Source organism: Rosistilla oblonga, assembly GCF_007751715.1.
Classification (GTDB): domain Bacteria; phylum Planctomycetota; class Planctomycetia; order Pirellulales; family Pirellulaceae; genus Rosistilla; species Rosistilla oblonga.
Genome location: NZ_CP036292.1, coordinates 6,250,023 through 6,269,453, shown reverse-complemented (window position 1 = coordinate 6,269,453; position 19,431 = coordinate 6,250,023). Strand labels below are relative to the sequence as shown.

General features: G+C 60.5%; 14 protein-coding genes. 4 read left to right on the top strand and 10 right to left on the bottom strand.

The genetic code is table 11. The annotated features are described in order from the left end of the window. Positions 1 to 49: 49 nt before the first annotated feature. Positions 50 to 3,373: an LPS-assembly protein LptD gene (locus CA51_RS22285; protein WP_145123353.1), complete on the bottom strand. Its 3,324-nt coding sequence runs from the start codon at positions 3,371 to 3,373 to the stop codon at positions 50 to 52. A 301-nt stretch (positions 3,374 to 3,674) separates the two neighbouring features. Next, positions 3,675 to 4,721 carry a Gfo/Idh/MocA family protein gene (locus CA51_RS22280; protein ID WP_145123352.1) on the bottom strand — a complete coding sequence of 349 codons (1,047 nt, stop codon included), beginning with the start codon at positions 4,719 to 4,721 and terminating at the stop codon, positions 3,675 to 3,677. A 302-nt stretch (positions 4,722 to 5,023) separates the two neighbouring features. On the opposite strand from CA51_RS22280, the gene CA51_RS22275 reads away from it, so the two are divergent. Beyond that, positions 5,024 to 6,025: a TauD/TfdA family dioxygenase gene (locus tag CA51_RS22275; RefSeq protein ID WP_145123351.1), complete on the top strand. Its 1,002-nt coding sequence runs from the start codon at positions 5,024 to 5,026 to the stop codon at positions 6,023 to 6,025. A 131-nt stretch (positions 6,026 to 6,156) separates the two neighbouring features. After that, entirely contained in the window at positions 6,157 to 7,449 is a 1,293-nt protein-coding gene (locus tag CA51_RS22270; protein ID WP_145123350.1) for an MFS transporter, read from the top strand. Positions 7,450 to 7,465: 16 nt separating this feature from the next. Here CA51_RS22270 and CA51_RS22265 read toward each other — a convergent pair whose 3' ends face one another. The 7 genes from CA51_RS22265 to CA51_RS22235 all read right to left on the bottom strand — a co-directional run bounded on the left by CA51_RS22265 (position 7,466) and on the right by CA51_RS22235 (position 14,969). Continuing rightward, complete coding sequence (locus CA51_RS22265; RefSeq protein ID WP_197451395.1) at positions 7,466 to 8,830, bottom strand: ArnT family glycosyltransferase; 1,365 nt, start codon at positions 8,828 to 8,830, stop codon at positions 7,466 to 7,468. Continuing rightward, complete coding sequence (locus tag CA51_RS22260; RefSeq protein WP_145123348.1) at positions 8,823 to 9,722, bottom strand: hypothetical protein; 900 nt, start codon at positions 9,720 to 9,722, stop codon at positions 8,823 to 8,825. The genes CA51_RS22265 and CA51_RS22260 overlap by 8 nt, the downstream gene beginning before the upstream one ends. 33 nt (positions 9,723 to 9,755) lie before the next feature. After that, positions 9,756 to 11,408 (bottom strand): hypothetical protein, encoded by a 1,653-nt coding sequence (locus tag CA51_RS22255; RefSeq protein ID WP_145123347.1) that lies wholly within the window; start codon positions 11,406 to 11,408, stop codon positions 9,756 to 9,758. Then, on the bottom strand, positions 11,405 to 12,157 hold the full coding sequence (locus CA51_RS22250; RefSeq protein ID WP_145123346.1) for a glycosyltransferase family 2 protein: 753 nt from the start codon (positions 12,155 to 12,157) through the stop codon (positions 11,405 to 11,407). The genes CA51_RS22255 and CA51_RS22250 overlap by 4 nt, the downstream gene beginning before the upstream one ends. A 202-nt stretch (positions 12,158 to 12,359) precedes the next feature. Continuing rightward, positions 12,360 to 13,163, bottom strand: coding sequence for a Nif3-like dinuclear metal center hexameric protein (locus tag CA51_RS22245; RefSeq protein ID WP_145123345.1), 804 nt, complete (start codon positions 13,161 to 13,163; stop codon positions 12,360 to 12,362). A gap of 44 nt (positions 13,164 to 13,207) precedes the next feature. Further along, positions 13,208 to 14,161: a ribose-phosphate diphosphokinase gene (locus CA51_RS22240; protein WP_145123344.1), complete on the bottom strand. Its 954-nt coding sequence runs from the start codon at positions 14,159 to 14,161 to the stop codon at positions 13,208 to 13,210. A gap of 49 nt (positions 14,162 to 14,210) precedes the next feature. Continuing rightward, a complete protein-coding gene (locus tag CA51_RS22235; protein ID WP_145123343.1) occupies positions 14,211 to 14,969 on the bottom strand; it encodes a sugar phosphate nucleotidyltransferase in 759 nt (252 codons plus the stop codon). Between the two features lie 231 nt (positions 14,970 to 15,200). On the opposite strand from CA51_RS22235, the gene CA51_RS22230 reads away from it, so the two are divergent. After that, positions 15,201 to 16,142, top strand: coding sequence for a lysophospholipid acyltransferase family protein (locus CA51_RS22230; protein ID WP_231745834.1), 942 nt, complete (start codon positions 15,201 to 15,203; stop codon positions 16,140 to 16,142). A 207-nt stretch (positions 16,143 to 16,349) separates the two neighbouring features. Further along, entirely contained in the window at positions 16,350 to 18,785 is a 2,436-nt protein-coding gene (locus tag CA51_RS22225) for a hypothetical protein (RefSeq protein WP_145123341.1), read from the top strand. Between the two features lie 188 nt (positions 18,786 to 18,973). On the opposite strand, the gene CA51_RS22220 is transcribed toward CA51_RS22225, so the two are convergent. After that, positions 18,974 to 19,384: an OsmC family protein gene (locus CA51_RS22220; RefSeq protein WP_145123340.1), complete on the bottom strand. Its 411-nt coding sequence runs from the start codon at positions 19,382 to 19,384 to the stop codon at positions 18,974 to 18,976. Between the last annotated feature and the right edge of the window lie 47 nt (positions 19,385 to 19,431).

The window sequence follows — 19,431 nt, the reverse complement described above, 5'->3', positions numbered from 1 at the left end:
TCGACGGAGTTGTGATGCTCCGTCTGTATTCGCTGCAAATCGGCTGTCGTTACTCGAGCCCCTCGGCTCCCGGCGGCGGAATCAGCTGGCCGCCCAGTCGTCCCAACTTGCGGTTGAGGAGGAACCGCGGTTCGATGCGGAAGTTGAAGCTGACGTTGTCGCGGCCGCTGTCGACATTCACGCCGACTTGGATTAACGCCGATTCGCCGATGCGGGTGATCCCCAGTTCTTGCCCGACGTTTCCGACCTCTCCGAGATCGAAGGTCGTGTTGGCCGACATGATCCATTTTTCGCTTAACCGGTAATCGATCGCACCTTGCAACACGTTGCTGGAGATCGGGCCTTCGAGCGACAAAATTCCGGCGTAGATATTTCCCAGGCCTGGCCGGCTGGTCAGGATGCCCGCGCTGACCGACTTGAGTCCGTCGGCAAAGAAGTCGAAATAGCCATCCGATAGCAGCGTGACCCGATCGCCGGCGTGGTAGCGGAAATCGTAGGTCAACGGTCCGGCAACTTCACCGAGGTTGTCGCGATCTCCATCGGGATAAACAAACAGATCGATATCGAACTGAGCGAGGTCGACGATCCGTTCGCGGCCGGGCAGCCCACGTTTGGTTTGCCAGTTTTGGTGCAGCCCAATTCGGCCCTGCATCAGGTCGTCGGCCATCTCGGTGGTGGGGCTGGTCACGTTGCGTTGCAAGCCCATCCGGACAGCATAATACCGCGGGTCGAATGCGATCGGCAGCGGATCCCCGGCCGACAGTCCAAAGGTGTTGAACAAGAACCGGCGACGGAACTGTTCCTGCGCGTTGTCGTCCATTTGGTCGTACATCGGCAGTTCGTCGAGGTTCTGATCGGCTTCGGCGAAGAAGAATTCACCCTGCACTTCTACCTTGTGCGCCAGACCTTGGATGTTCAACAGACTGCTCTGCACCTGCGGCGACAATCGCCACATCGGCAGCGAGCCGCGGATACCAGCTTGACCTAGGAACCGGGTAAGGTCTTCACCATCCAACGCCTCGCCCCAATAAGCTGCTTCGCCCGAGACAAACGGAACCGCTTTGACGACTCCCAGTTGCAACGGCATCGCCAGTTCCTGACGCGATGAAGCCCGCAGACCCTCGCGGTCGCGTTCCCATGCGAACAGCGTGAACTTGGCGGCGTCGGTCGGATCCGAAGGGACTTCGTCGACTTCCAACTTGCTGTAGCCGACCGAGGTGTGCGCCGACCACGTGAAGTGATCGCCCAGCAGGCTCGATCCCAGCAGGTAGTGGTCGAAGCGAGGCAGTTCGTTGTTGTCGGTGAAAAATTCGTTGACCCGAACCTTGGCCGAGAAATCGAATAATTGATTGTCGTAGTATTTGCGAAGATGCGCGCCGGTGGTGTGGTCCTTATCGCGATCCCATTCCTGTTCTAGGTACTGTTCCAGGAAGTTGCGATCGGAGATCAGACCCGCTTCCATCGTCACCTCCCAGTCGTTGGCAAAATATTGCCGGTGCCGCCACAATACGCGACCGCGCTCCTTTTGGGCTGGCGTCATGTCGCGTCGATCGCTGCCCAGCGTGTCGAGTCCACTGTCGACGATGCCCCAGGCATCAACGAATCCATTGGCGGGGCCGCCAATGCCCAACAGGTCGGGACGGGAGTAATCAAAGTGCGTTCCCCCCGCGGGCCCTCGATCGCTCAAGTAGTCCGCCGACAGTTCCCAATCGGTCCCTTCGATCGGCGAGTCGATGCCAAACAATTGGTAGGCGTCGAAGTCGAGGAACACCTGGGTGCCGAAAATGCTGTCGTTTTTGACTTTGGCACCGGTCAGGTAGTAGCTGGGGTTCTGCAGGTTGGTCGCAAAGACCGGCCAATACAGCAGCGGAAAGCCGCCGACGTAGACGAAGTTGTTGCGGCTGGTCGCCCGCATGTCGCGATCGACCACCGTCGCTTCTCCGCTGTACGGATTGACCGCCGTCTGTTCCCGATCGGTAAAGCGAACCTCGCCGCTTTGCAACCAATACGTTGGCGTTCCCAACCGGCTGGTCGTCACAGCCGCTCCGTTGGCGATGAAGTCTCCCTGTCCGACCTGACGCAGCACGTCGGCTTTTAACCGCACCAATCCGTCGTACTGGGGCGTCGTTGCGATCACTTCAGCCGCCAGCACCACGCCCTGTTGGCGCGCGATGTTGTAGTACATTCGCTTGGCATAGATGATCCGTTCGCCTTGGCGGAAGACGATGTCTCCCTCCAAGTAGAGTTCGCCATCGATTCCCGTTGTCGGCTGGCTGCCACCAAACATTTCCAGGTTTTGCAGCAGCGGCAACCAGGCAACGACGCGGTCGGCCGAGATCGTGATCGCTCCCAAATCGAACGATCCGCCCCCAGCCATTTGCGCTTGGACGTCGCGGATCACGACGGTCACGCCTTGGCTGGCAACGACTACCGTTTCGCCGGTGTTGGGACGATTGATCGTCTGGATCTGTGTCGGCGTGGTGCTGCCGCGCGAGGTGATTTCGACAGCTTGTGCGCCGATCGAAAAGTTCAGCCCACCGGTCCCCATCGCTCCCTGTTGAGGTGGCGCGACGTTGCCGGTAATCATCGGTGGTGGAGGCAGATCGGGAACCAGCCCCGGCGGTGATCCGCCGTTGGGCGGAACCGTCAGGTTGGGTGGAGGTAAGTTGTTTTGTGGTGGCGGGTTCTGCGGCGGTAGATTTTGCAGAGGCACATTCTGTGGCGGCAGGTTTTGCGCTGGTGGGTTCTGCGGCACCGGCTGATTCGGCGGCGCTTGCAGGTTGGGTGGCGCGGTCGGTAGTTGCGGCGGCAACTGAGGCGCGGTTTGAGGCTGCGGTGCCGACGGCGCACCGCCGCCAGGGGGCAGTTCAAACTGAACCTGTTGAATCGGGAAGCGGTCGCCTTGGCCGTGAGCAACGCGCATCCGTTCCAAGATGGCCGGTTTGTTTTCCGGTTCGCCGCGCTTTTGCAGCGCAGCGACGTCGGGCGTCAGACGCGAATAAAATCGGCCTAGCCAATTTTGATCGCGCAGCTTTTGGTTGCTGATGTTGAATCCAAACTGCACCTCGACGCCATCTTCAAGGTAAGCGATCACCTTGGTCGGGATCTCCGAATCGGGCCCCTGTTGGTCGACCCACAGCATCATCTGTCCGCCGGTCGCTTGGCGACCGTTTTGTGCGATCTGGCAATTCCCCTGGAAGTACAGGACCTCATATTGTCCTTCGGTCCAGCGCGACATTTCGTCGCCGCGAATCGTGATCCGATCGGCTGGATCGACAGGTGGCAATTCGATCTCGACGCCAACGCAAACCGTCGCAAACAGGGACAAGGCGAGCGCGCACGCCAACCTCGCGGCGGTTTGAATGATCTTCAAACCGCTCTCGTCGTAGCGCCGCGGCGCACGCTTTTGTCTGGCGTCCGTGCCCAAGTTCAAAAGCTACCTGTAAACGAATAGACTCGATCGCTGCCGCTTCCTGCGCAGCGATACCGGGGAGAATCGGGCCGGAGTATATGAATTCCGCGATCCGAGCCACAACATCAAACTCGCGTGCTAGCGGGCTGCAAAATCAACGGTTTTGCAGGTCCGGCGGTCAATCGACGCGAAGCCCACGAAAGTTTTTTAACTTCCGGGGGATGAATGGCTGCGGTTTTAAATGCAAGCAAAACGAATGCGATCAGCCGATGTAATCGCTGATCGAGACGATGTTGCCCGAGCGAACCGAGGCCTCCGCAGCCAAACACATCGCGACCGACCAGCGGCCATCTTCGGCGGTGCAGTGCAACGGCACGCCGCTGCGATGCGCCTGGACGACTCGAGCGACTTGATCCTCGAGCTCGAACAGCTCGCCGGTCGGTTTGTCGATCGGAATCGTTACCACTTCGTTCCCATCGAACCCGCGCAGCGAGAAGGTCGGATGTCGAGTGCGGTCTTGGGCACCGGACCACGACGCCCACAGCGCCCCTTTGGTTCCGGTGATCTTGGCGGTCTGATGATGCTCGAACGCGGCCAAGGTTTGCGAGACGACGGCGTAGCTGCCGCCGCTGAAGTGCATGATAGCGCTGAAGTTGTCCTGCAGTTCGGGACGCCCTGGTTGCCGCGAGTTGGCGGTCGCATAGATTCGCTCGGGCTGCCCCGCTCGTTCCAGGTACCAGCGGGCGAGGTCGAAGAAATGGATCGGTTCTTCCAGGATCCAGCTGCCGACGCGATCGATGTCGTACCGCCAACCATCGGCCCCCTGCCGATACGGGTTTCGGGATAGTTCGACCAACGCGTACAGCGGATCGCCAATGAAGCCTTCGTCGATCAGTTCCTTCGCCTTGCCCCACATCGACGACAATCGCAGTTCATGGCCGACGGCGAACAACCGATCCTGTTGGTTTGCGATCCGGATCATGTCGTCGCATTCCTCCATCGTCACGCCCATCGGTTTTTCCAACAGCAGATGCTTGCCGGCTTGCAAGACTGCCGTCGCGACGGCGTGATGCAGATGGCTGGGGACGACGACGTCGACAAAGTCGAGATCTTCGCGAGCGACAAGTTCGCGGTAGTCGTTGTAGACCGCGGCGTCGGGATACTTCTCTTTCGCCGTGGTGACCGATGCGTCGCTGCGAGCTGCGATCGCCACCAGTTCCGCTCCGTCGGTGACGGTAATTGCGTTTGCGTGGTGTTGTCCCCAGGCTCCAAATCCGATCAGCCCAAATCTCACCGGTCGATCACTCATCCCTCAATTTCCTTTTCTCATATGGTTTGCTGAAGCAGATCCGCTGGACCAACCGCCCGCCCAGTTGTCAAAAGCCGCGTCGAATGTTTTTTGCACAGACAGCCACGCAGCCTGATATTTTCGTTATGTTATTGCCTGTAGCTCGATCGCTACCACCCGCCCTCCAAAGTTTCCGTTTGCGCTCCGCAGGGTTTCCCGCGATCGACGGTCAATCGATCGTGAACGTCGTCCCTCCCCAACCGCCGCGACGCTTGCTCCACCGGACGTGAACGCCACTGCTTTTTTTGCAAGTGAGTCCAATCATGAATATTGCTCCTTCGCCGGTCGACAAACAACAGACCTATGGCGATTCGGTCTTCCCCTATGCGTTTGTTTGTTCGGAGTCCGATGCGACGCTTGCGGCGGCGACCGATTGGGTTGGGGAGCACCGCGATGAGATCCTTCGCCTTGCCAACCAGCACGGTGCCGTGCTGCTCCGCGATTTCCCGGTTGAAAACGCCGAGGGCTTCGATGCGATCATCCAGTCGCTTCGGCTGGAGAACTTTCCCTACAAGAAGTCGCTCTCCAACGCGGTTCGCATCAATCGGACCGAACGGGTTTTCTCCGCCAACGAAGCGCCGCCCGAAGTGCGGATCTACTTCCATCACGAAATGGCGCAAACGCCGCTGTTCCCGAAGTGGATCATGTTCAGTTGCGAAATTGCTGCCCAGCAGGGAGGTGCGACGCCGATCTGCCGCAGCGATGTGTTATGGGAACGCCTGGCCGCGGAGTGCCCCGAATTCGCCCAAGCTTGCGAACTGAAGGGGCTCACCTATTCCAACGTGATGCCCAACGATGACGATGCCAAGAGCGGGATGGGACGCAGCTGGCGAAGCACGCTGGGCGTCGCCGATCGCGAGGGGGCCGAGGCGCGGCTCCGCGAACTGAATTATTCCTGGGAGTGGCTCGACGGCGAGAGCTTGCGAGCGACGACGCCTCCGCTGCCCGCGGTCAAGGATCTCGGCAATGGTCGCAAGAGCTTCTTCAATCAAATGATCGCTGCCTATTGCGGCTGGAAGGATCCAAGCAACGATCCGTCGGGCGCGATTCGCCATGCCGACGGAAGCCCGTTGGATGGCGATGCGGTTCGCCGAGCGGCTCAGTTGGCCGAAGAACTGGCCTTCGATTTGGAATGGCAGGTCGGCGATGTGGTCATCCTCGACAATACCGTTGCGATGCACGCCCGGTCGCCATTTGTCGGCACGCGTAAAGTTGTCGCGTCGCTCGCTGAAATGAACACGCATTCGTTTACCGTCACCGTCTAGTGCAGCTAGTCACAAGTTTTCAAGTTTAACCGCGCGGGCCTCGCCCCGCGTTTTTAAAGGCCGCGCGGCCCGATGGGCTCGCGGTTAAACGAAAAAAATACAATACGACCCGTCTAGCCACCGGAAACCTTATGTCCAGTCCCCAGACCGATACCACACGTTGGTATTCCGGGATCTCACGCTACCAGTGGTTGGTCTTGATCATAGCATCGGCGGGCTGGGTGTTCGATGTCTATGAAGGCCAGATCTTCAACATCACTCGCGGCGATATGCTGTCGGAGCTGTTGGATGGCGACCAGGCGGCGGTCAAAGGTTGGGGCGATCGGTTTCTCGCGATCTTCCTGTTGGGAGGGACCGTCGGCGGGCTGGTCTTTGGATCGATGGCCGATCGCTACGGTCGGCGGCCGATTCTGATCGTCACGATCCTGCTCTATTCGATCTTCTCCGGCCTGACTTACTTCGCCACCGATATCTATCAAGTTGGCGTGCTTCGGTTTTTGGTCGCGCTCGGAATCGGCGGTGAATGGGCGGTGGCCGCCAGCATGGTCGCCGAGGTGTTTCCGAGCAAAGCGCGAGCGCAAGCTGCCGGCATCTTTCATGCGTCGAGCATTCTGGGAACCTGGTTGGCCGCGCTCGCCGGAATCTTGGTTGCGACGCAGTGGCGGTATGCCTATTTGTTGGGGGTGCTGCCGGCGCTGTTGATCGTATGGGTGCGGGCGAGCGTAAAAGAACCCGAGCGCTGGCAGAAGCAGGTCGATGAGGATGACCCGCAGTCGAATAAGCATCTCGCTGGCAGTTTCCGCGATCTGTTGCTGAATCCCCGCTGGTCGGGCCGCGCGTTTGGTGGCTTGCTGTTGGCCGCGGTCGGGTTGGGGACGTTTTGGTCGGTCACGGTCGCCGGGCAGGATCTTGTCAAAGAGCTGTTGCTGCGGACTGGGACCGCGGCGGAAGATGTCGGCGGGATGGCGAAGTTCGCTTACGGGATCGTGCAGGCTTCCGGAGGCGGACTGGGACTGCTGGCCTTTGGCCCGATCGCCGCTCGCTTCGGCCGCAAGCCCGCCTTCGTCGGCTTTCAATTGCTGGCCCTGCTGATCGTCCCGGTCGTCTGTTTTGTTCCGCAGTCCTACACCCAGATGCTTTTCATTTTGCCGGTCTTCGGTTTCTTGACCCTCGGCATGCATGCCGGTTACGCGATCTACTTTCCCGAGTTGTTCCCGACGCATCTGCGAGCCACCGGTGCCAGTTTCTGCTTCAACGGCGGGCGGATGCTTGCCGTTCCGGTGCTGCTGTTTTCAGGGTGGTTAAAAGAGCAGCCCGATATGCAGCTGCGGTACGCAGTGCTGGGGCTGTCGACGCTGTTCCTGGTCGGCGTGGTGATCGTCTTGATGATGCCCGAAACGCGAAACCAAGAGCTTCCCGAATAGTTTTTCCTGGCAGTCGTTAAGACTCCAGCGGAACGATCGGCGAGGGCTGGGAAGGCTGTCGCTGGCGATCGCCGAGGATTCCGATCGACGCGACGACGGCGATCAGCGGCGTGGCCAGCGACCGCATCCGCATGTTGCTCCAGTAGATCGAATGGACGCAGCTGAGCGCGATGGCTAACAGCAGCATCGCCATCCAGGCCGGTGACATCAGGCGTCGGCCGAGCCGCCAGATCCCCAGCAGGCAGCAGGCGAAAAGAGCTACGTAAAAGCTGCCGATCGCGTAGCGCAGCAGGTTCGAATAATCGCCCGCATGAGGCATCGGCGACCACAACCGGCCGAGCCGCACCAGGCAACTGGCGACAAACATTTGTGGCTGTCGGCGAATCGTCGCCTTGGCGGATTCGTAGGCCAAGCGATCGTCGTCGATCTCACCTAAGGGAGCCGCCGCGTGTGAGGTGTCGATCGTTTCAGCGGCCCAGAAGGCTGGCTCCCGCGGGTCGGCGGAGAAACGATCGGCCCACCGTTGGTGAAAAAAATCAGCGTCCCACTTCTCGCCGACCTTTGCTTCAGCAAGGTATTCGTAAAACGAAGGGTTGTTCCCCAACAGCAGTGTGTATCCGCCATGCGTTGTCGCCCAGATCGGTTTGCCCATCACCGATTTGTTCCGCCACGTCCAGCCACCGACGGCGAGGACCATCACCAGCCCAACGGTTGCGATTGTGATCGCCGTTCGTCCGACTTGACGTCGGCCTCGCAGGAACAGCATCAGCAACATCCAGGCGGCCCAGACGATAAAGACCGGCCGGCAGAAGAACCCCGCGGCCAAGCCGACGGCTAGCGCAATAGACCACGTGAAGGTTGCCCTTGAGCTGCCCGACGGCTGCAGCGTCGCTTCGTTGCGGAGAAACAGCCACCAGATCAGCGCAGCCAACATCGTCGCAAGCGTTTCGGTCATCACCAGCGTCGATTGACCCAGCAGGATCGGATCGATCGCAACCAATGCCGCGGCGACAAAGCCCGTCGTCGGGGACTGCAGCCGCGATCCGATCGAGTAGACCAACCCAACCGTCGCCAGACCAAAGGCCAGGTTTAGCGCGGCGGCTGCTGGCGAACCGAGTTGTCCGTCGGTGACGAACCAGGAGAGCAGCCACGGATAGCCGGGAGGCCGGAAGGCGGTGGGACGCGCTTGCCCGTCGGCGTCGACTTGACCATAGACGTTATGATTGGCAAGGTTCTCCGCGAGCAAGCGGTAGGCGTCGGGATCCTGTTGCAAGTGATCGTACCGCCACGTCATCACGCCACCGCGAACCAGCAGGGCAAGCAACATCAACGGCAGGATCAACCGCAGAGGCAGGCTGCAGCAGCGGGCGGAATCAGACATCGTTGTTTCTTTGCGGTGGTTGGGGGATCGCGTCCGGCGAGCCGTCGCGGCGAGTGTCGAACTGAAATCCACACACCGCATACTGTCGCGGTCCGAAGTCCCAAATCCAAGGGGCTGTCGATTGCAATCGCTGCAGTCCGTCGGCAAATTGCCAATCGGTTTGCAGCTGATGGGCGAGTACCGCCGGGTTCAGACCGGTAAAGAAGTTTTGTTGGTTCAGCAATTGTCGAACGTATTGCGGTAGCTGGTCGCTCGGCACCTGAGGCAGCTGGGGCGCGGTCAGCGACGAAACGAAATCGGTGATCAAGATTCCGCGGCCGCCGGGATTTAGGCGATTCCGCAACAGATGCAGATGTTGTCGCCGGACCGCTTGAACGATCGACAGCAACTGTGCGTGTGCCCCGATCGTTTCGGTGACGCTATGGACCAACTGGCTCAGCAGGCAGACCGACGCAACCGTATCGAAGCGCTCCGTCAGCAAGGTGTCGGGCGGTTGCTGCAGCCGGGCTTCGATCGCAGCGACGATCGAATCGACATCCTGCGGCGCATCGACAGCTTGCGACAACAGCTCTGAAATTCCAGTCAGATCGCCGACGACAGTTTTGATTTTTGCAGACCGCTGCGTCGACGCGACGCCAGAGAATTGTTTCTCCACTCCACGCAACATCGCATCGCCGTCGAGATCGACTAGCACGACTTCGCGATAGGCATCGGCGAGTTCGGGAAGATCGATGTCGTTGCAATTTCCAGCACCCAAAACGCACAAGCGTTTCATTTGCGAAGCGTTTTCCAACAGCATCGCCATCACGCGGCGGCGGTGCTCGCGAGCACAGTCCCATCCGTCGCGAGACTGCAGATTGTGTTGCGATTGCGAGTGCAGGATTCGGTTCATGCGAGCAGACGTTGGCTGTGACCGGCGGCAGGATCAAGCGTGCCGCGGCGTCGTCGCGACCTCTTGCTGGCCATGGGGATTCGCTTCGCCGCGCGCGATGGCGGCAAACATCTCTCCCATCTCCTGCAACGGGTAGATGCAAAACGAATAGTCGCGCGATGAGAGCAAGCGTCGTTGCGCTTCGCGACGATTGACCTGGTTCAATTGATCGGCCAGTTGCCAGCGGAGGTCATCCAGACGAGCCGACAAGTCGGTGTTGATCGCGGTGATCCGATCGTGCCACGATTGTTTGTCGCCACGCGGCGGGATGTCGCTCAACAGTTCACGCTTCTCCTGAACCAGATCGATCGGCAGATCGGCGAGGTCGGCAAAATGTTCGGGCTGAAAACGGGTGCGGCGGATCGACTGACGCAGTTGATCCGAACTGGCGTCATCACTTCCGAGCGATTCGCCCAGCGGAGTGAAGGTTGCCGAGAGGACGGTGAAGTGCGGCGGCGCGATGTCGAAGAAGCGGCGGATGATCGTATCGTTCAATTGGTCGTATTTGCCGCCGCCGATGCCGTGCAGGAACAGATCGGACAGGACCAGCCGAGCGTACATCGTCGTGACCAACGCGCGGGGACGAAGCCGCACGTTGTTCTGCAGTCGCTCGAGCAGTTCCGCTGCCGTCGCGGTGGGATCACCGTGATTGGAGATCGTCAAATGCGTCGACGCCAAATCGCTCAGCTCGATCTGTTGGTCGCTGACTCGCGCATAGAGCGCCCGTCGTTGGCGATTCGTTTCGTCGTAGATCCACAGCGGCGCTTCGTACCAACCGTCGCGGCAAGCGAGCTCGGGAACGGGGTGGGAGTTGCTGCGGATGTGATGCGCGATCCGATAGGCGACGACCGATTCGTTGTAACAATCGTGCAGCCGTGGAAGTTCGCGGATCAGATGGAGCACAAACTCGCAAAACGCGGGACCTTCGCACAATCGGCTCAACGGAACCTCGAGCGTCGATAGTCCCAGTTGTGATTCGATTTGGTGACGCGATTGCGCCAGCGACAGTCCGATGTTGCCGGTCCGATCTGCCGCTTGGACCGCTTCGGGCCACAGTTGTTCGATGCAGGGATGGTCGACCAACGGAGCGATCGTTCGCGCGACGCGGCGGCCGAACGTTTCGAACGCCTCGCGGTCGTCGATATCTGCCATTTCGTAGGGGACGACGGCGGAAGGACGATCAAAAGCGATCGTCTCGGTCGCCGGTTTGCCGCTGCGCAGCGTCGGGACTCGGATCGATCGAGCGCGGCAGATATCGTTGTCGACGATCAGATTGATCGCCATCGTCGACAGCGACTGTCCCAGCTGGGAGAGGACAAAGTTCTTGAACCAAACGCCCGGATGGAACAGTTCGGGTTGATGACCGGCCATCACCAATGGCCGATCGGTCGAACAGCTGGAACAGATGTTGGGCAGATCGCGATACGAAGATACGTAATCGATCGCGGTGTGGATCAATTCATGGCGTGCGCGTTTGCGAAACGACGCAATCGACTGGCCCCCGATCTGCAGGTTCCAATCGGCGGCGTTGCGCAAATTTTCCGCCAACGCATCGGCGTTCGCATCCAGCGGCGGGTCGATCAACCAATCGCGGTGGGCCCGCGGCACGCGGTAGGATCGATAGGGTTCTTCGTTGATCGTGGTCACGCGTCGGGGCACAGTTCTCGGCGTCGGGGCAGCTTGCGACCTTCACGACAGGCCGACGTAATCGCATCTTCCAGGACACGATTATAATACGCCAGCCGGGTTTCCGCGTGGTCCAACGATCCGCCAAACGAACGGCTGAGATCCAAGTAGATTCGCGGGACGGCGAGTTCGATGACCGACAGATCGGCCAATGCCGCTTCGACCCACAATTGCAACGGCATCGCATACCCAGGATCGGTGATCCGCAGCTTCCGCAGCGCGTCGACGCGATAGGCTTTGAAACCGCAGAACGCATCGGTCAGCTTCAGTCCCAGCCGGCGGTTCAATTGTTGAGTGATCTTACGATTGATCAACATCCGCTCTTCCGGCGGCGCGTCGTCGTCTTCGGACATCTTCAGATAGCGGCTGCCCGAAACGATGTCGGCTTGGCTGGCCGCGGCGACAAAATCGGGGATCCGCACCGGTTGGTGCTGGCCGTCGCAATCGATCGTGACAACGACGTCGTATCCGTTGTCGATCGCGTATTCAAACGCTGTGGTCAGGGCCGCGCCGTAGCCACGATTTTCGGGGTGCCGAACGACCGTGACGTCGGTTCGCTGGGCCAGCCGGGCGTCGGTGCCGTCGTTGGAACCGTCGTCGACGACCAAGATGTTCGCTGCGTAGTTGGCCACGTTATCCAGAACTTCGTCGACAAAGTTGACTTCGTTGTAGACCGGAAGGGCACATAGCCACTTGTCTGGAGCTGTCATTGGATTTCCTTCGTGGAGCGGATGAACGAGCGAGAGGATCGAATGGCCAGCGCTCCCAGTGGGGCGGGCAACGGCTGGGCGTATTCGATCTCGCTGTAAGCATGGTAGGAACGCAGCCAGTGTTCGCTGACCGCATTCTAGACCGGAGCGGCCGAAGGTCAAACGCAGCCGATCGGGCGGATCGCGGAAATCGAGCGATTCGCTATAGAGAAAACTGGCGCAATGGGTCCGATTCGCTGCGGCTTGCCCAGACGGTAAGCTCGTCGTGCTCTTGAATCAGGTGGTCGGCCAGTTGTTCCATCGCAAAGCGTTCACTGGCGTAATGCCCGACCAGGATCAGCCCGATCCCCTGCGATTGGGCCTCTAGGCAGCCGTGAAAGTTGGATTCGCCGGTGAGCATGCAATCGCAGCCCTTGCGGCGGGCGGCGTCCAGAAACGAGCCGCCGCTGCCACAGGCCAAGGCGACTTTGGTGACCGCGGCGTCGGGATCGCCGACATAGCGGACGTTGGGCAGCTTCAGAAAGTCGGCGGCGCGACGCATGATCTGTTCCAGCGTCGTCGCTGCCACGCGGCCATAGCGACCACTCCCGTCGGGCGTCTCCGAAGTGTCGGCCGGATCGGGTTGCAGAGGAGCGATGTCGGTCAGTTGCAAGCCTTCGGCCAGTTGTTGGTTGATCCCACGCCGGGCCGAATCAAACGCTGTGTGAGCGCTGTAGACGGCGATCCGATGGGCCGCCAGTTCCAGCACCATTCCGCTGGCTGTCGAATCGGTGGTCAGCCGAGCCATCGGTTTGAAGGGCAATGGATGGTGCGCGACGATCAGATCGACCTGTTGGTCGGTCGCTTCGGCAACGACGTCGGGGGTGATCGTCAGGCAGGTCATCACGCGCCGGCAATCGCGTTGGCGATCGCCGATCAACAGTCCCACGTTGTCCCACGATTCGGCCAGTCGCAGCGGAGCGACCGCGCCCAGCGACTGGCAGACGTGTTCGATCAAGAGCGGCATGGGGCTGGCGCCTGATGATGGAAGGTGTTGAGGAGATCGACGGTCTATTTTTTGTTGCGGAACATCGCGCTGATCGATTGATCGTTGTGGATCCGCTTGATCGCTTCGGCTAGGAATTTGGCGACCGAGCGGACTTTGATGTTCGGCAACATCTTGCCGGGCGTCAGCGGAATCGTATCGGTGATCACGATGCTGTCGATCGGTGAGGCTTTGATTCGTTCGATCGCCGGGCCGGAGAAGATGCCGTGGGTGGCGGCGACGTGAATCTCTTTGGCGCCCGAAGCGTGAACCAGCGACGCTGCACCGCAGATCGATCCGGCGGTGCTGATCATGTCGTCGAACATCAAACAGATCTTCCCCTCGACACTCGACCCGATGATCGTGTGCTGTTCGACTTCCGTCGCGCTGCTGCGGCGTTTGTCGACGATCGCCAGGTGGCCGCCCAGGCGTTCCTTGTGCCCAACGGCTCGCTTGATGCTTCCTTCGTCGGGGCTGACGACGACCAGTTCGTTGGGATCGTATTCCTGTTCCAGGAAGTGTTGGTTGAGGACGGGAGCGGCGTAGAGGTGATCGACGGGGACGTCGAAGAAGCCTTGGATTTGAGCCGCGTGCAGGTCCATCGTCAGGACGCGGTCGGCACCGGCGCGGGTGATGATGTTGGCGACCATCTTGGCGGTGATCGGCACGCGGCCTTCGTCTTTGCGATCTTGGCGGGCGTAACCGAAATAAGGAATCACCGCGGTGATCCGTTGCGCGCTGGCCCGTTTGCAACTGTCGATCATGATCAACAGTTCCATCAGGGTGTCGTTGACCGGTGGGCAGGTCGGTTGGACCAGATAGACGTCGCGGCCGCGGACGTCTTCATCGATCTTGCAGAAGTTTTCGCCGTCGGGAAATTTTCCCAACGTGATCGCTCCGGGGGACAGATGCAATTCGTTACAGACGTTGTGCGAGAGCTCTGGATTGGCTCGACCGCTGAAGATCTTTAGTTCACGCATCTTGGAAGCCCGCTGCTGAAGCGTTGGGGAAGGTGTAGGCACTTGAAAGTTAAGCATCGTTGCTGGCATAGCCCATCTCGCGCATCTTGGCGTCCACGATGGCAAGCTCTTCTTGGTTGTTGATGCTCAACGATTCGCAATCTTGCAGCACTGGAAGCGCTTCGACCGGACGACCGGCTGCGCCCAGCAGTGCGGCGCAATCGGTCAGGTAATATTCGGCCTGGCTGTTATTCTGCTTCAATTGTCCCAGCGCGTCGAGCAGATCGCTGCAATTGAAGATGTACGTACTCATGTTCACTTCGGTGATCTTCCGCTGCTGGTCGGTGGCATCCTTCTCTTCGACGATGCCGGTGAAGCGGCCTTCGGCGTCGCGGACGATCCGTCCCAGACCGGTCGGATCGCTTTTGTGCAACGTTCCCTGCAGCAATGCAGGCTGCGTCTTTTCGAATTCGGCCAACAGCGTTTTCAGGCTGGTCGACTGCAGCAGCGGCGAATCGCCAGCGAGCACGATCACGGGGCCGTCGTGCGATTGCAGGTTCTCGCGGCAGACCTGAACGGCGTGCCCGGTCCCCAGTTGTTCGGCTTGGACGACAAATTCGATGTTCTCGCGATCCTTGAGCGTCTCGCGGACCTTCTCCTGTTGGTGGCCGACGACGACGATCGTCTTGGCGACACCGGCGGCTTGCAACGCGTCGATCACGAAGTGGATCATCGGGCGATCGCAAACGGGGAACAGAACCTTGGCCAGTTCACTCTTCATTCGAGTGCCTTTGCCAGCGGCGAGTACGACAGCGATGGGAGCATTCATATCTGCGACGAGCTTTGGAAAGGAGGGGACTGGGAATGGCGAGTATCTTGCCATGCCCGCAGGCCAGTGAACACCGGGGATACCCCGACAGAGCGAGTCGATCGGCCGCGGGGGACCGACTGATCTTTTCGGCTGGGGAATGTCCTGACACAATGGGCCGACATACAAGGACCGACAAAAGCTGCTCCGATGGGGCGGATGAATTTGGCAAGGAAAAGGATTCGACGTCGCGTGAACAAGCAGACCGCTATCGATTTTGCCGTCTATCTCTTGGTGCGGACGCTGTTTGCCGTCATCCAAACGCTCTCGGTCCAGCGGATGCAGCCGGTTTGCAACGGCTTGGCCTATCTGGTTTCGGACGTTTTACAGATCCGCCGGCGGATTATCGACACCAATCTACGGATCGCATCTCCCAACGCTAGCGACCAGCAAATTAATGAGACGCGTCGCCAAATGTGGGCTCACCTGGTGATGATGGCTTGCGAAATCGCATGGTCGCGTCGTCGCTTGCACCTTTCCAATTGGCGGCAGATGCTCGATTTCCCTACCTCGGGCATCTTCCTGCGGCCGTTTCTGGAAGGCCGGCCGATGGTCTTGGTCAGCGGACATTACGGCAATTTTGAGATCGGCGGCTACGCGACCGGACTGTTTGGGATCCCGACGATGACCGTCGCGCGGCCGTTGGACAACCGCTTCCTGCATCGTTACATCACCCAGTTCCGCGGCATGCACGGCCAGATGCTTGTCGACAAAGAGGGCTCGGCCGACATCATCCAACAGCATCTGGAATCCAACGGCACGCTCTCGCTGGTAGCCGACCAGTTTGCCGGCGCCCGCGGTTGTTGGGTCAACTTCTTCGGCAAACCGACGTCGTGCCACAAGGCGCTGGCGCTGTTTACCTTAGCCAACGACGCTCCGATGGCAGTATTCTACTCCCGCCGGACGACCGGCCCGATGCAATTCGAGATCGGTTGCAACGGCGTCGCCGATCCGCGCGAAGCCGGTCCGGAGCTGGGGGGCGTGACCGAGCTGACCTGTTGGTACAACGAGCGGCTGGAGAAGGCGATCGCTCTAAGTCCCGAGCAATATTGGTGGATGCACCGCCGTTGGCGTGACGTTCCCGAGAAGATTCAGCGACGAATGGATCGGATGGCGGCAAAGCAGGCTGCTTGATTTTGCAAGCGTCGCCGGGCGAAACCCGATCGAACGTGCGATTTCGCTGAATTTCTAAGATTCTTGTACGGACGCAGCCTCCGCGGCCCACTAACTATTAATGGGGAGCCTCGGTTGCGATCGATCGCCCGATGGTTTCTCTGGGGCCGCTTAGAACTTGTTCAGCGGTCGCCGTGACAACTGCTTGCTTCATCGGGAATCTCTTCCATGCGTTTGACTGTTCGTACTCTGTTGGCATATCTGGATCACGTTTTGCCCGAGGAGGCGAACGAAGCGCTTTCGGCGAAGCTGCGCGACAGTCCCTACGCGACGCAATTAGCCGACAAGATCAAGGCGTCGATCCAACGGACCGATCTCGGAGCACCTGCTGTAGGGGCGGTTCATCCGATCGAAGACGCCAATACGATCGCCGAATATTTGGACAGCGTTCTGCCGGGCGAGCGGATTCCGGAAGTTGAGCGGGTGCTGTTGGAATCGGACGTGCACATGTCCGAAGCCGCCGCGTGCCATCAGATCCTGACTCTGGTCTTGTCGCGACCGGCGTTGGTTCCGCATGGGTTGCGCGACCGGATCTACCAGCTTTCTCAAGCGGCAGCAGCGGCTGGGGCTGGCGATGCGACGGTGATCAGCCCCGCAGGCTCCTCGTTGGCTGCGGCTTCCGTCGTTTCGTTGGATCTGCCCGCGGGCGAGGCGGCTGCCGTGGAGAGTGGAACGGCGCAGGAGATCGATTCGGCGGAGACGGTTGCGGTTCCGTTCCGGTCGGGCGCCGCCGCGGCTTCGGCTGCCAACGGTCATCCACCGGGGCTCTCCCCCCGACGCCCCGACGTTCCCGAATACCTGCGAGCGGGACGACCTTCGCGGATCATCCCCTGGCTGATGACTCTCGGATTGTGCGCGGTGCTGCTGTTTATCATCGCCAAAGCGTTTCAGCCAGTCTCGCGGTTGGCCTCGGATCAGACGGAGGAGTATACGGTCGGCGACCCGCTGCAGGTCGCTCGCGAAGACCAGCCGGCTGCCAGCTTCGATGCCGATGGTGAAGAGCCAGCAGCTGTTGCTGTGACCGACCCGGTGAAGCCGTCGGCTGCCGCAACGGGAGCGGATCCATCGGGGGCCGAAGTTCCGCCGGCCAATGCTGCCGCGGATTCTAGCGAACCGGCAGCACCGGTTGCGAGCGAACCAAAGCCAGCGACCGCTCCCGAGCCGACCGATCTGATGCCGACGACGCCCGAACCGAGCGAGCCGGCGGCAGCGGTTCCGGCTGCTGCGTCGCCTGCCCCTGCCGCGGCGGAGACGCCCGCAGCGACGACCACCGCAAATCCAACGGCCGCGCCGACGGCAGGTTCCGATGTTGCGATGCCGGCCGAACCCGCGAATCCCGCAGAGGAACCGGCGGCGGTCGCGACGACCGCTCCGGCGGCCGCTCCGGCGCTTGAGCCAGCGATGGAACCCGCCGCGACGATCGATCCGGCGGCTCCGCCGGCTTCCGAGGCGGCGGAACCTTTTGGCGTGCTGGAATCGGAGAACACGCTTTTGATCCAGCGGTCCGATGCGGGCTGGGATCGCGTGACGAAAGAGTCGGGCGGTTTGTCGGGCAGGGCGTTGGTGAACCTACCGACTTTCCGAAGCCGGATTTTATTGTCCGATGGGGTCGTATTGACCAGCGTGGGAGCGGCGGAGTTTTCGTTTGATGCGAAGAGTGATTCGGACGCCGTGATCGATCTCGAATACGGACGGTTTCTGTTTGAATCGGCGACGCCCGGCGCGACGATCCATTTGAATCTCGCTGGCCAGGAAGCGACGTTGCACCTGCCGACTGCCGAATCGAAAGCGGCGATTCAGGTCACGGCATTCCGCGCTCCGGGGGCAGATCCTGAAGTGGCCGAATCGATCCAGCCCGTTGTGGCGCTGCAGGTTCTCGAGGGGACTGTTGGCTGGGCGGTCGCCGATGGCGAAAGTATTCCGTTGTCGGCACCGGTTCGTTGGAGTCGGGTTGGGACAGCGGATGCAACCAATGATGTCTCCGATCTGCCGGATTGGGCAGAGGCTCCCGAAGCGAACGCGGTTTCGATCGACAGCCTGTCGCAGAAGGGGTTGTTGGAGTTGATCGACGCGACAAAAACTATCGAGATCTCGCTGCGTGAGGCGGTTGGATTCCGGCGTGCCGAAGTCGCTTCGCTGGCAGCCCGGTCGTTGTTGGCTCTGGGAGTTTCCGACGTCTACTTCGGCACCAAGGGGATCTTCGAGAACGATGCCCAGAAGTCTCATTGGCAGGAGCACTTTGTTGCGGTTCAGTCGCGATTGGATCGCGGCGGGCGATTTGCGACCGATCTGCGCGATTCGATCGTCCGAATGGATGCCGCTCGAGCACCGGGGCTGTACCGCTTGCTGTGGGGCTTTTCGCCCGAGCAGCTTGCCGGCGGCGACGACTTTGCTCTGATCGAAGCGCTCAACGATGCCGCGTTGGCAAAGCGGGTGCTCGCGTTGGAAAATCTTCGCGCGATCACCGGCACGACGCTCAGCTTCCGGCCTCAGGAGACGGGGCCGCGCCGCGCCGCAGCGGCGAAGAAATGGGATACCAAGTTGGCGGCGAAAGACCTGCGATGGGAAGAGCCGCCGACGCCGCTGTCGGTTCTGGAGCGATAGCTGCAGAGTTTTTCGCTTCACCTTCTGTGATGACGTTGAGGAAGGCCATCCCCGAAAAACTTGCTAAACGCTCGTTTTTCGACCCTCCCTCGCTGCGCGGGCGAGGGAAGTGGCGGGCTAACTTGGTGGATCGCAAGTTGGCTCGTCGGCTGGCATTCTCTCCGGCTTCCGATCTGCCTTCCGCTTGCTCAGGCGGGGTAGTGGAAGACGAGCGGTGCTTCGATGTCGGCGCGTAGGCTCTGGTGGACGGGGCAGAGTCCCGCGGCGGCTTCGATCGCTGTGCGATGGCGGTCTTCCAGCGCGATCGGAACATGGACTTCGACCGGCAGACGCATGATTCGCCGCGGCAGGTCGGCCGACATGTGCTTTTCGACGCGAACCTTCATTCCGGTCAGATCCAGTTCGTGGCGGTCGGCATAGATGCCCATGATGGTGCTGACGCATGTCCCCAGTGCGGTGGCGACGAGGTCGGTGGGGGAAAAGGATTCGCCGCGGCCGTGGTTATCGACAGGGGCGTCGGTCGACAATTGGCAGCCGCTGGGGCCGTGAACTGCGTGGCATCGCAGCCCGCCTTGATACTCCACTTTGATCTCAACCACTGGATAAACTCCGGAACATCGCTTGGGGGGAATGGGGGGAAACGTAC

What these genes read in the sequence shown, in the direction of transcription:
- CA51_RS22260 (WP_145123348.1), bottom strand. Translation starts at nt 9,722, where the DNA reads ATGAACCGAATCCTGCACTCGCAATCGCAACACAATCTGCAGTCTCGC.
- CA51_RS22245 (WP_145123345.1), bottom strand. Translation starts at nt 13,163, where the DNA reads ATGCCGCTCTTGATCGAACACGTCTGCCAGTCGCTGGGCGCGGTCGCT.
- CA51_RS22275 (WP_145123351.1), top strand. Translation starts at nt 5,024, where the DNA reads ATGAATATTGCTCCTTCGCCGGTCGACAAACAACAGACCTATGGCGAT.
- CA51_RS22280 (WP_145123352.1), bottom strand. Translation starts at nt 4,721, where the DNA reads ATGAGTGATCGACCGGTGAGATTTGGGCTGATCGGATTTGGAGCCTGG.
- CA51_RS22270 (WP_145123350.1), top strand. Translation starts at nt 6,157, where the DNA reads ATGTCCAGTCCCCAGACCGATACCACACGTTGGTATTCCGGGATCTCA.
- CA51_RS22235 (WP_145123343.1), bottom strand. Translation starts at nt 14,969, where the DNA reads ATGAATGCTCCCATCGCTGTCGTACTCGCCGCTGGCAAAGGCACTCGA.
- CA51_RS22240 (WP_145123344.1), bottom strand. Translation starts at nt 14,161, where the DNA reads ATGCGTGAACTAAAGATCTTCAGCGGTCGAGCCAATCCAGAGCTCTCG.
- CA51_RS22225 (WP_145123341.1), top strand. Translation starts at nt 16,350, where the DNA reads ATGCGTTTGACTGTTCGTACTCTGTTGGCATATCTGGATCACGTTTTG.
- CA51_RS22265 (WP_197451395.1), bottom strand. Translation starts at nt 8,830, where the DNA reads ATGTCTGATTCCGCCCGCTGCTGCAGCCTGCCTCTGCGGTTGATCCTG.
- CA51_RS22250 (WP_145123346.1), bottom strand. Translation starts at nt 12,157, where the DNA reads ATGACAGCTCCAGACAAGTGGCTATGTGCCCTTCCGGTCTACAACGAA.